This is a genomic window from Streptomyces sp. NPDC101490, assembly GCF_044767145.1.
Lineage (GTDB): Bacteria > Actinomycetota > Actinomycetes > Streptomycetales > Streptomycetaceae > Streptomyces.
Genome location: NZ_JBIWNI010000037.1, coordinates 1 through 13,170 on the forward strand (window position 1 = coordinate 1; position 13,170 = coordinate 13,170).

2 protein-coding genes and 1 pseudogene are annotated in these 13,170 nt (G+C 74.0%); all 3 read right to left on the reverse strand.

Annotated elements, in window-relative coordinates; translation table 11 throughout:
• Nucleotides 1–144: 144 nt before the first annotated feature.
• Nucleotides 145–918 carry an SDR family NAD(P)-dependent oxidoreductase gene (locus ACIRQY_RS34095; RefSeq protein WP_403932303.1) on the reverse strand — a complete coding sequence of 258 codons (774 nt, stop codon included), beginning with the start codon at nt 916–918 and terminating at the stop codon, nt 145–147.
• Nucleotides 919–1,084: 166 nt separating this feature from the next.
• Nucleotides 1,085–7,552, reverse strand: coding sequence for a thioester reductase domain-containing protein (locus tag ACIRQY_RS34100; RefSeq protein WP_403932306.1), 6,468 nt, complete (start codon nt 7,550–7,552; stop codon nt 1,085–1,087).
• Nucleotides 7,553–7,677: 125 nt separating this feature from the next.
• Nucleotides 7,678–13,119: pseudogene (locus tag ACIRQY_RS34105) on the reverse strand (SDR family NAD(P)-dependent oxidoreductase); the annotation flags it as partial.
• Nucleotides 13,120–13,170: the final 51 nt, after the last annotated feature.

Sequence of the window (13,170 nt, forward strand, 5' to 3'; positions counted from 1 at the left end):
GGGGGGGGCCCCCCCCCCCCCCCGGGCCGGCCCCCCGCCCCCCCCCCCCGGCCCCCCCCCCGCCCCGGCGCCGGGGGGGGGGGGGGGGGGGGGGGCCCCCCCCCCCCCCCCCCCCCCCCGCCCCCTCGTCCTTCCCTCTCGTCCTCAGCGGTTGACGTACCCTCCGTCGACCGGCATCACGGTGCCGGTGACGTACGAGGACCGGTCGCTGAGCAGCCAGGCCGCGGCCTCGGCCACCTCCTCCGGCGCGGCGGTGCGGCCCTGCGGGGTGACCGCGTGGACCGCGTCCTCAAGGCCGGGATTGCGCGCGTACCAGTCCGCCGTGATCTCGCTGCGCGTCGAACCGGGCGCCAGCGCGTTCACCCGGACGCCCTGGCGGGCGTACTCGTCGGCCGCGGCGCGGGTGAAGCCGACCACCGCGTGCTTGGACGCCACGTAGGGGGCCGCGGTGGGGATCGCCACCAGGCCGCCCACACTGCTGTTGTTGACGATGGCGCCGCCGTCGCCGTTCGCGAGCATCGCCCCGATCTCGGCGCGCAGACAGTTCCACAGCCCCCGTACGTTGGTGTCGACGATGGTGTCGTACACCCCGTCCTCCATCTCGTGGAGGGGGGAGCGGTCCCCGCCGACGCCCGCGTTGTTGAAGGCGCCGTCGAGCCGGCCGTGACGCTCCGTCGCGTGCGCGACCGCGCGCCGCGCGTCCTCGGCGCGCGTCACGTCGCACACCACCGCGGACGCCTCGAAGCCCTTGGCGGTCAGTTCCGCCGCGAGGGCGGTGAGTCTCTCCTCCCGGCGCGCGGCGAGGACCACCGACGCCCCTTCGCGGGCGAAGACGTACGCCGCCGCCGCGCCGATCCCGCTGCTCGCCCCGGTGACAAGGATGACCTTGTCCTTCAGTAACACACCCGTATCGCTCATGGCGCCGATGCTGCCACCGGGCACCCCGCGTCCGGTCCACTTCCCGTCAGGTCAAGGGAAGGTATGTCAGGTCATGAACCCGTCAAGCGGAAGGGGGGGTTCCCGGACGGGCGGGAAGAGGGGTCCGGGCCGGGGCACATCGTCGGGCCCCGGCCCGGACCTCCCGTCAGACGCCCGCCGGGACGCGGCCCGGCGCGGGCGGGAAGTGGCCCACCTCGACGAAGAACTCGATGTACCGGGCGAAGAGTTCGGCGGTGAGGGGCGGGCAGTCCACCCCGGTGCCCGCGAGGCACGCGAGGGTCTCGGAGGTGTCGATCGGCGGATAGAAGCCGTCGGTGTCGGAGGTCATCATCTCGAAGGCGTGCAGCAGCGGCCGCAGCGCGTTGTCGCTGCTCGCGCCGACCTTCTCGTTCCAGCTCGGCCAGTCCTGCTCCTCCAGGGTGTAGCCGTGCGCCCGCAGGTGCTGAACGCACTCGGTGAGGCTGAGGGAGCTCTGGTTGAACAGGTGGAACGTCCGGCCGGCGGTGTCCTCCTGCCGGGCGAGGGTGGTGATGGCGGCACTGACGTAGTCGACCGGCAGCAGATGGAACCGGCCGTCCGTGCCGACCGGCACCGACGCCGACTGGAGGATGCCCTTGAGGCTGAGCCAGACGAAGTCACGGGTCTGGCAGGCACCGTTGCGGGTGTCACCGGAGATCACGTCCACCCGGTAGACCGAGACGGGCAGGCCCCGGTCACGGGCGGCGCCGATGAGCTGCTCGGCGACCCACTTGCTCTGGAGGTAGCCGCTGGGCAGGGCCTCGGCGGGCCCCGTCGGGTCGGTCACCCTGAGCGGGACGCCCTCCTCCCGCACGCCGTCGAAGACACCGACGGTGGAGACGTAGTGAACGGGCACGGTACGGTGCCGGGCCGCCAGCCGCAGCACCTCCTCGGTACCGCGGACGTTGGCGTCGCGCAGCGCGGTGTAGGGGTGCAGCCAGTGGACCCGGGCGCCGTTGTGGTAGACGGCGTCCACCGTCCGCGCCAGGTCGTCGAAGCGCTCCTCGGTCAGACCCAGCCGCTCCTCGGCCAGATCGCCGAGGACGAGGGAGAGCCGGTCCTCGTCGACCTCGTCCCACAGCCGGTACCACTCCATGTTGGTCCGCAGCCGCTTCCTCGCCTCCTCCTGGTCGGCGCCGCGGACCAGGCAGTGGACCGTCGCCTTCGTCGTCCGCATCAGGTCGCGCAGCAGGAACGCGCCGAGGAAGCCGGTGGCACCGGTCAGCAGGACCTCCTGCGGATCCCCCACCGGGCGGACGGCCCCGGCCGCCGGGCGGATGTCGGCGGCGAGGCTCACCTCCACGGCGAAGTCCACGGCCGCCGGCGCGACGGCGGAGGGACCGGCCCCGCCCGCGAGCTGTCCGGCGACGAAGGCGGCCAGGGCGGCCGGGGTGGGATGGTCGAAGACCAGCGTCGCGGGCAGCTTGGAACCGGCCAGGACACCGAGCCGGTTGCGGAGCTCGACGGAGGTCAGCGAGTCGAAGCCCAGCTTGGTCAGCGGCTGTCCGGCCTGGACCGCGGAGGTGTCGGGATGGCCCAGCACGGCCGCGGTCAGGGTGAGCACCGCGTCCAGGACGGCCTGTTCGCGCGCGGGCCCTTCGAGCCCGGCGACCAGGTCGGCGAGCGAGCCGCCCGCCGCCGTGCCCTCCCCCGCGGCGGCCGGGCGGGCGGGCAGCGGCGCCAGAGCGGTGAGGACCGCCGGGATACGGCCGGGCTGCTCGCGCAGGACGGCGATGTCCAGGGGCGTCGCGACGACGGCAGCGGACCCCAGGGCCATCGCCCGGTCCAGCAGCGCGGGCCCCCGGCCCTGCGGCACGGGCCGGAAACCACTGCGGGCGATGCGCCCGAGATCGGTCTCGCTGAGGTGGCCGCTCATGCCGCCGGACTGCTCCCACAGACCCCAGGCGACCGAGGTGGCGGGCAGGCCGCGGGCGTGCCGGTGCTGGGCGAGGGCGTCCAGGAACTGGTTGGCGGCGGCGTAGTTGGACTGGCCGGGGCCGCCGACGACGGCCGCGATGGACGAGAAGAGGACGAAGGCGGTGACCGGCGCGTCCTGGGTGAGGCGGTGCAGGTTCCAGGCGGCGTCGACCTTGGGCCGCAGCACCGCGTGCAGCCGCTCGGGGGTGAGCGTGGTCAGCAGGCCGTCGTCCAGGACACCCGCCGCGTGCACGACTCCCGTCAGGGGCTCCTCGGCGGGGATCGTGCCCAGGAGCCGGGCGAGCGCGGTGTGGTCGGCCGTGTCGCAGGCGGCGAGCGTGACCCGGGCGCCCAGGGCGGTCAGTTCGGCCGTCAGCTCCTCGGCCCCGGCGGCGGCGGGGCCGCTGCGGCTGGTGAGCAGGAGGTGGCGCACTCCGTGCTCGGTCACCAGGTGGCGGGCGAAGAGGGCGCCGAGGCTGCCGGTGCCGCCGGTGATCAGGACCGTGCCGTCCGGGTTCCAGGCGGGCACGGTGCCGGGGGCGGGGGCGGCGGCCCTGGCGAGCCGGGGGACGTACACCTGTCCGGCCCGCACGGCCGCCTGGGGTTCGCCGGAGACGGCGAGGGCCACGACGGGCCCGTCACCGGCCCCCGGGGGCGCACCGGGGTCGGTGTCGACCAGGACGATCCGGCCGGGGTGCTCGGACTGGGCCGAGCGGAGCAGGCCCCAGACGGCGGCGCCCGCCAGGTCGGTGACGTCCTCCCCCTCCCGGGTGGCGACCGCCCCCGTGGTGACCACGGCGAGCCGGGTCCCTTCGAGGCGCTCGTCGGCCAGCCACTCCCGTACCAGGGTGAGGGCCTTCTCGGTGGTGGCGTGGACCGAGCCGGGCAGCGAGCCCGCCGGTTCCGGCCGGGCGCTCAGGACGACCAGGGGAAGGGTCCGGCCCACGGCGACGGCCTCGGCGGCCTCGGCGGGGCTCGTGAAGTCGCCGCCGTCGCCGAGCGTGGCCGGGCGGGTCTCCCCCGCCGCCGCCACGCCCAGCGGTGTCCAGCCCAGGTGGAACAGCGCGTCGTCGTGCCGGGCGGCGGCCGTCGCGAACGTGCCGTCGTCGACGGCGCGGACCGTCGCCTCGGTGACGAGGGCGACGGGCTGCCCCGCCGGGTCGGCGAGTTCGACGCTCGCGGAGCCGGCGCCCCGGGGGGTGATGCGCACCCGCAGCGAGGTGGCGCCGGTCGCGTGGAGCCGTACGCCGCGCCAGTGTCCGGCGAGCGGCGCCCCGTCCGGTGCGGCGGGCAGGAGGGGCCGTACCGCCGCGTCGAGGAGTGCCGGGTGGAGGGTGAAGCCCTCGGTGCCGGTCGCCGGGCCGGGCAGGACGGCCTCGGCGAGGATTTCGTCGCCCCGGCGCCAGGCGGCGGTGAGCAGCTGGAAGGCGGGCCCGTACACGAGGCCCCCGGCGGCGCGCCCGGCGTACAGCTCTTCGAGGGCGATCTCCTCGGCGTCGGCGGGCGGCCACGGGGCCGGTGTGAACGCGGGGCCTTCGGCGGTGGTGCTCAGTGTGCCGTGGGCGTGTGCGGTCCAGGGGGCGTCGGGGTCGTCGGGGCGGCCGTGGACGGTGACGGGGCGGCGGCCGGTGGTGTCGGCGGCGCCCACGGTGACCTGGAGCTGGTGGCCGCCGCCTTCGGCGAGGACGAACGGGGCGTCCAGGACGAGTTCGTCGAGGGTGGTCGCACCCGACTCGTCCCCGGCCCTGATGACGAGTTCCACGAGCGCGGCGGGTGGCAGCACGACGGCACCGGCGACGGTGTGGTCCGCGAGCCACGGCTGGGTGCGGGGGGAGAAGGTGCTGGTGAACACGGTCCGGTCGGCGCCCGCGAGGGCGACGGCGGCGCCGAGCAGGGGGTGGCCGGTCGCCCGCATGCCGAGCCCGGCGGCGTCGGGGGCGGTGGCCGCCGACTCGACCCAGTAGCGCTGGTGCTGGAAGGCGTAGGTGGGCAGGGGGACCTTGCGGGCGCCGGTGCCGGAGAAGAAGCCGTTCCAGTCGACGGGGACGCCGTGCTGGTGGAGACGGCCGAGCGCGGTGACGGCGGTGAGGGTCTCGGGGCGGTCGCGGCGGGCGAGGGCGGCGGTGGTGGGGACCAGTTCGGCCGCGAGGGCGGAGAGGGTCCCGTCGGGGCCGAGTTCCAGGGTGGCGGTGACGCCCTGGGCCACCATCGTCTGCACGGCGTCGGCGAAGCGGACCGTGCCACGGACCTGACCGGCCCAGTAGTCGGCCGTACGCAGGTCGGTGCCGGTGGCGACCTTGCCCGTGACCGTCGAGACCACCGCGATACGGGGGGCTTCGTACGTGACGCTCGCCGCGACCGCCTTGAACTCGGCCAGCATCGGATCCATCAGCGGCGAGTGGAAGGCGTGGCTGACTGTCAGACGGCGGGTCCGGCCGCCCAATTCACTTATCTTGCGGGCGACTTCGAGTGTGGCGGTCTCCTCGCCGGAGACCACGACCGACCGGGGGCCGTTGACGGCGGCAATCGCGACCTCGCCCTCCAGGAGGGCGGTCACCTCGGCCTCGGTCGCTTCGACGGCGACCATCGCACCGCCCTGGGGCAGCGCCTGCATCAGACCGGCGCGGGCCACCACCAGACGGACCGCGTCCTCCAGCGAGAACACCCCCGCCACATGCGCGGCGGCCAGTTCGCCGATGGAGTGCCCCGCGACGAAGTCCGGGCGCACACCCCAGGACTCCACCAGCCGGAACAGAGCGACCTCGACCGCGAACAGCGCGGGCTGGGTCCACCCCGTCTCGTCCAGGCCCTCGCCCGAGGCGATCACCTCACGCAGAGAACCCCCCAGGGCGGGGTCGAAGAGAGCGGTGATCTCGTCGAAAGCCGCCGCGAACACCGGGAAGGTGTCATGGAGCTCCTGCGCCATCCCGGCCCGCTGCGCACCCTGGCCCGTGAACAGGAAACCGGTGCGGCCTCCGGCCCGTTCACCGCTCACCAGACCCGGAGCCGAACCGCCCTCGGCCAGTGCCCGCAGCCCTGCGAGCAGTTCCTCACGGTCGCGGCCCGTGACCACCGCACGGTGGTCGAGGGCCGCGCGCCCCGCCGCCAGGGAGAACCCGACGTCCAGGGGAGAGAGGGTGGTGTCGGCCGTGACGTGGTCGAGGAAGCGGCGGGCCTGCTCCCGCAGGGCGTCCGGGGTCCTGGCCGACACCAGCCAGGGAATCACGGGCAGGGCGGCCGTCGCGGCCGGCTCCGTCCGCCCGGTCCCCCCGGCCGGGGCGGGCTCCTCCGCGGGCGGCTGCTCGATGATCACGTGCGCGTTGGTGCCGCTGACGCCGAAGGCGGAGACGGCGGCCCTGCGGGCGCGCTCGGTGTCCGGCCAGTCGCGGGCCTCGGTGAGCAGTTCGACTGCTCCGGAGTCCCAGTCCGCCATCGGCGTGGGGTTGTCCACGTGCAGGGTGCGGGGCAGGACACCGTGCTCCATGGCCTGGATCATCTTGATGACGCCGCCGACACCTGCGGCGGCGACGGTGTGCCCGATGTTCGACTTCAGGGAGCCGAGGTAGAGCGGACGGCCCTCCGGGCGGCCCTGTCCGTACGTGGCGAGCAGGGCCTGCGCCTCGATGGGGTCGCCGAGTCGGGTGCCGGTGCCGTGTGCCTCGACGGCGTCGACGTCTGCGGTGCTCAGGCCCGCGTCGGCGAGGGCCTGGCGGATGACACGTTCCTGGGACGGGCCGTTGGGGGCGGTCAGGCCGTTGGAGGCGCCGTCCTGGTTGACGGCGGAGCCCCGGATGACGGCCAGGACCCGGTGGCCGTTGCGGCGGGCGTCGGACAGCTTCTCCACGAGGAGCATCCCGACGCCCTCCGACCAGGAGGTGCCGTCGGCGTCGGCGGAGAAGGACTTGATGCGGCCGTCGGGCGCGAGGCCGCTCTGCCGGGAGAAGTCGACGAACCCGCCCGGGGTCGCGGTGACCGTCACACCGCCCGCGAGGGCGAGGTCGGACTCGCCGGAGCGCAGCGACTGGACCGCGAGGTGGAGGGCGACGAGCGAGGAGGAGCAGGCGGTGTCGACGGACAGGGCGGGGCCTTCGAGACCGAGGCTGTAGGCGACCCGGCCGGAAGCGACACTGCTGAGCTTGCTGGTCAGCAGGTAGCCCTCGAACTCCTCGGGTCCTTCCAGACCCAGGTAGCTCTGCTCGATGATGCCCGCGAAGACGCCCGTACGGCTGCCGCGCAGGGTGTCGGGGTCGATCCCGGCCTGCTCGAACGCCTCCCAGGACGTCTCCAGGAGCAGGCGCTGCTGCGGGTCCATGGCGAGGGCCTCGCGGGGTGAGATCCCGAAGAACCCGGCGTCGAAGAGGGCGGCGTCGTGGAGGAATCCGGCCCTTCGGGTGTAGGAGGTGCCCGCGCGGCCCGGGTCGGGGTCGTAGAGGCGCTCCAGGTCCCAGCCCCGGTCGGTGGGGAAGTCGGTGATGGCGTCGGTGCCGTCGGCGACCAGCCGCCACAGGTCGTCGGGCGAGGCCACTCCGCCGGGGAAGCGGCAGGCCATGCCGACGACGGCGATCGGCTCGGAATCGGCCGCCTCCAGGGCGGCGATCCTGCGGTTCGCCTTCTGCAGGTCGACCGTGACCCGCTTCAGGTACTCGACCAGTTTCTCTTCGTTCGACGGGTTGGACATCGCGTTCGTGCTCTCCTCGGGCGAAGGCTGAGTGGCAGGGGGCCGGTCCGGCGGAAGGGGTCCGCCGGACCGGCGCTGGGGCCGTCCGCCACGGGGGCGGAGCGGCTCCTGGGGTGGAGCGGCGCCTAGGGGGTGGAGCTGCCGAGTTCGTTGTCGATGAAGCTGAGGAGCTCGTCGACGGAGGCCGACTCGATCGCGTCGGACGCGTCGGTGCCGGGTGCGGCGGGCGGGCCGTCGGTCCCTTCGACGCGGGACAGCAGGGCCCGCAGCCGGGCGGAGACGGCCGAGCGGTCCTGGTCGTCCCCCGAGACGGCCGTCAGCTTCCTTTCCATCTGGTCGAGTTCGTCGAGGAGCGCCTGGCGGGCGTCGGGGGCCTGCGGGGCGAGGCGGTCCCGCAGGAGGGTGACGAGGGCCGCCGGGGTGGGGTGGTCGAACACGAGGGTGGCGGGGAGCTTGACCCCGGTGGCGGTGCCGATCCGGTTGCGCAGGTCGACGGCGGTGAGGGAGTCGAAGCCGAGGTCCTGGAAGGCGCGTTCCGGGGCGATGGATTCGGCGTCGGTACGGCCCAGGACCGCGGCGACGTCGGTACGGACGAGGGTCAGCAGGAGCTGTTCCTGTTCGACCTCGCTCAGTTCGCCCAGGCGCGCGGCGAGGTCGGCCGCCGGGTCGGACGCCGGGTCGGCGGACTCCGACCGGGCGACGCGGCGGCCCGGCAGGGCCGCCAGTTCGCTCAGGAGCGCGGGGACGCGGGCCTGGGCCCGTACGGCGGACACTCCCACGGGGGTCGCGACGAGCGCGGGCCGGCCGTCGCCGGTGGCCCGGTCGAACAGGGAGAGGCCCTCGACGCGGGCGATCGGGCGGAAGCCGTCGCGGGCGAAGCGGTTGAGGTCGCTCTCGGTCAGGTGGGCGTTGATGCCGCCGAGCTGCCACAGGCCCCAGGCGAGGGAGGTCGCGGGCAGTCCGTGGGCGTGCCGGTGGGCGGCGAGGGCGTCCAGGAAGGCGTTGGCGGCGGCGTAGTTGGCCTGGCCGGGTCCGCCGAGGACGCCCACGGTGGAGGAGAACGTCACGAACGCCTCCAGGTCCAGGTGGCGGGTCAGTTCGTGCAGGTGCCAGGCCGCGTCCGCCTTGGGCCGCAGCACGTCGGCGAGCCTGTCGTCGGTGAGCGTGGGGATCAGGGCGTTGTCGAGGACGCCGGCGGTGTGGACGACCGCGGTCAGCGGGTGCTCCCGCGGGATGCCCGCGAGGACGGCGGCGAGCGCGTCGCGGTCGGCGGCGTCGCAGGCGGCGACGGTGACGTGGGCGCCGATGCCCCGCAGGTCGTCGAGGAGGCCCGCCACGCCGTCGGCCTGTTCGCCGGTGCGGGAGAGCAGCAGGAGCCGGGCGGCGCCGTGTTCGGCGACGAGGTGGCGGGCGAACTCGGCGCCCAGGGTGCCGGTGCCGCCGGTGACGAGGACCGTGCCGTGCTTCCAGACGGGGGTGCGGCCGGAGGGCGGGGCGGTGGCGGGGACGCGGCGCAGCCGGGGCAGGAGTGTGGTCCCGTCGCGGAGGGCGGCCTGGGGTTCGCCGGAGGCGAGGAGGGCGGAGAGCGCGCCGGTGCCGGTGGCGTCGTCCGGGGCCGTGCCCACGTCGGCGTCGGCGGTGGCGTCGCGGTGGGTGTCGACCAGGACGATGCGGTCCGGGGCTTCCGACTGGGCCGAGCGGAGCAGGCCCCAGACGGCGGCGCCCGCCAGGTCGGTGACGTCCTCTCCGTCGCAGGTGGCGACCGCGCCCGAGGTGGCGACCACGAGCCGGGTCGCCCCGAGGCGCTCGTCGGCCAGCCACTCGCGTATCAGGGTGAGGGCGTTCCGGGTGGCCGTGTGTGTGGCGGTGGTCTGGTCTGCCGGGGGGCCGGCGGGGGTCCACGGCAGCAGGACGGCGTCGATACGGGTGCCGGAGGCGAGGGCTTCGGCCACGGCCGCCGGGTGCGGATAGCGGTGTGTGCCGCCGTCGTTCGGTTCGGCCGTGTCGCCTCCTGCGCCGTCCGTGTCCAGGACGGCCCAGGCGAGCGGTTCGGCGGGCTGTGGGAGCGCGGTGGGCGTCCAGTCCAGGTGGAACAGCGATTCGCGTCCCGTGCTGTCGCCGCCGACGGCGGCCCTGAACTGCTCGTTGGGTATGTCGCGGAAGACGATGGACTCCACCGAGACGACCAGGTCACCGGCCGCGTCGGCGAGCTGGAGCGAGAAGGAGTCCTCGTCGATCTCGGTGACCCGGGCCCTGACGGCGGTGGCGCCGGTGGCGTGGAGCCGGACCCCGTACCAGTCGGCGGGGACCGGGATCGTCCCGGCGGCAGGGTTCTCGGGGCGGGTCGGCAGGGCGGCCTGGAGCAGGACCGGGTGCAGTCCGTAGCGTCCGGCGTCTGACTGGAGTCCGTCGGGGAGCTGGATCTCCGTGGTCCGGCCCGTGGTGTCGTCGTTCCAGGCGAGGGAGGCGGCGACCTCGGGCTCCTCGGTCAGGTACCAGCCTTCGGCGTGCATGGTCCAGGGGGCGTCGAAGTCGTCGGGGCGGGAGTACAGGCACAGGCAGTGCCGTCCGGTGTCGTCCGGGGTTCCGGCCCTGACCTGGAGCTGGATGTTGCCTTCCTCCGGGAGCACCAGCGGCACCTGGAGGTTGAGCTCGTCGAGTGCCGGGTGGCCGATCAGGTCGCCCGCGTGGATGGCGAGTTCGACCAGGGCGGAGGCCGGGAGGACGGGTGAGCCGAGGACGACGTGGTCGGCGAGCCACGGGTGGCTCTTCAGGGAGAGGCGGCTGGTGAACAGGATCTGGTTGAAGCCCGCCACGGTGATGGGCGAGCCGAGGACCGGGTGGCCGGAGGTGGGGGCACCGGTGTCGTGGGCCTCGGCGACGGGGCGGGGTTCGAGCCAGTAGCGGCGGCGCTGGAAGGCGTAGGTGGGCAGGGGGACCTGGCGGGCGCCGGTCCCGGCGTAGAGGGTGCGCCAGTCGACCGGGACACCCCGGGTGTAGAGGGTGCCCACCGCCGACAGCAGCGTCAGGGCCTCGTCACGGCCCCGGCGCAGCGCCGGAACAGCGCCCTCGGCCAGCGCGGAGAGCGCACCGTCGGGACCCACCTCCAGGTACGAGGTCACGCCCTCGGCCGCCATCGACTCCACGGCGTCGGCGAAACGGACCGTGCCACGGACCTGACCCGCCCAGTAGTCGGCCGTACGCAGATCCGTGCCGGTGGCGACCTTGCCCGTCACCGTCGAAACCACCGCGATACGCGGTGCCTCGTACGTGACGCTCGCCGCGACCGTCTTGAACTCGGCCAGCATCGGATCCATCAGCGGCGAATGGAAAGCGTGACTCACCGTCAAGCGACGGGTTCGGCCGCCCGACTCCCCCACCTTGCGGGCCACTTCGAGTGTCGCGGTCTCCTCGCCGGAGACCACGACCGAGCGGGGGCCGTTGACGGCGGCGATCGCCACCTCGCCCTCCAGGAGCGCGATGACTTCCGCTTCGGTCGCCTCGACGGCGACCATCGCACCGCCCTGGGGCAGCGCCTGCATCAATCCGGCGCGGGCCACCACCAGACGGACCGCGTCCTCCAGGGAGAACACCCCCGCCACATGCGCCGCCGCGATCTCACCGATCGAATGCCCCGCGACAAAGTCCGGGCGCACACCCCAGGACTCCACCAGACGGAACAGCGCCACCTCGACCGCGAACAGCGCAGGCTGCGTCCACCCCGTCTCGTCCAGGCCCTCACCCGAGGCGATCACCTCACGCAGAGAACCACCCAGGGCGGAGTCGAAGAGAGCGGTGATCTCGTCGAAGGCAGCCGCGAACACGGGGAAGGTGTCATGGAGTTGCTGCGCCATTCCGGCCCGCTGCGCGCCCTGGCCCGTGAACAGGAAACCGGTGCGGCCTGCGGTCCGTTCGCCGCTCACCAGACCGGGGGCGGAACCGCCCTCGGCCAGTGCGCGGATGCCGGCGAGCAGTTCTCCGCGGTCGCGGCCCGTGACCACCGCGCGGTGGTCGAGGGCCGCGCGCCCGGCTGCCAGGGAGTAGCCGATGTCCAGGGGGGAGACGTCGAGGTCCGCCGTGAGGCGGGCGTTCAGCCGTCGTGCCTGGTCGCGGAGGGCGGTGGCGGTCTTGCCTGAGATGGTCCAGGGCATGACGGGGAGCGCTGCGGCGAGGGGTGGTGTGTCCTCGGTGTTCTCGGCTGCTGGTGCTTCCTCGATGATGACGTGGGCGTTCGTGCCGCCGAAGCCGAAGGAGGAGACGGCGGCGCGGCGCGGGGTGTCGGTCTCGGGCCAGGGTCTTGCCTCCTTGAGGAGGGACACGGCGCCCGTGTCCCATTCGACGTGGGTGGTCGGCTGATCGCTGTGCAGGGTGCGAGGCATCACGCCGTGCTCCATGGCCTGGATCATCTTGATGACGCCGCCGACTCCCGCCGCGGCCTGGGCGTGGGCAATGTTCGACTTCAGGGAGCCGAGGTAGAGCGGACGGCCTTCGGGCCGGTCCTGTCCGTACGTGGCGAGGAGTGCCTGCGCCTCGATGGGGTCGCCGAGTCGGGTGCCCGTGCCGTGTGCTTCCACGACGTCGATGTCGGCGGGGTTGAGTCCGGCGCCCGCGAGGGCCTGGCGGATGACGCGTTCCTGTGCGGGGCCGTTGGGGGCGGTCAGGCCGTTGGAGGCGCCGTCCTGGTTGACGGCGGAGCCGCGCATGACGGCGAGGACCTGGTGGCCGTTGCGGCGGGCGTCGGAGAGTTTCTCGACGAGGAGCAGGCCGACGCCTTCGGCCCAGCCGGTGCCGTCGGCCGCCGCGGAGAACGATTTGCTGCGGCCGTCGGCGGCGAGTCCGCGCAGCCGGGAGAACTCGATGAAGGCGACGGGTGTCGACATCACGGTGACGCCGCCCGCGAGGGCGAGGTCGCATTCGCCGCGGCGCAGGGCGTTGGCTGCGAGGTGGAGGGCGACCAGGGAGGAGGAGCAGGCGGTGTCGATGGTGACGGCCGGGCCTTCGAGGCCGTAGGTGTAGGCGACGCGGCCGGAGGCTATGGAGCCCGCGCTGCCGCTGAAGAGGTAGCCCTCGAAGTCCTCCGGTGGGAGGTGGTGGCGTGATCCGTAGTCGTTGTACATGACGCCGGCGAACACGCCGGTGCGGGTTCCCTTGAGGGAGACCGGGTCGATGCCGGCGCGTTCGAAGGTCTCCCAGGCGGTCTCCAGGAGGAGGCGCTGCTGTGGGTCGGCCGCGAGGGCTTCGCGGGGGGACATGCCGAACAGGTCGGGGTCGAAGAGGTCGGCGTCGTAGAGGAAGCCGCCTTCGCGGGAGTAGGAGGTGCCGGTCTTCTCCGGGTCGGGGTCGTAGAGGCGCTCCAGGTCCCAGCCCCGGTCGGTGGGGAAGTAGGAGACGGCGTCGGTGCCGTCGGCGACCAGTTGCCACAGGTCCTCGGGTGAGGCGACGCCTCCCGGGTAGCGGCAGGCCATGGAGACGATGGCGATGGGTTCTTGTTCCTTGTCCTCGACCTCGCGCAGACGCTTGCGTGCGTCTCGGGCGTCGGCGATGGCCCTCTTGAGGTATTCGCGGAGTTGTACCTCGTCAGCCACGTGAATTCAGCTCCCGTGTGGTGGTGTGTCCGG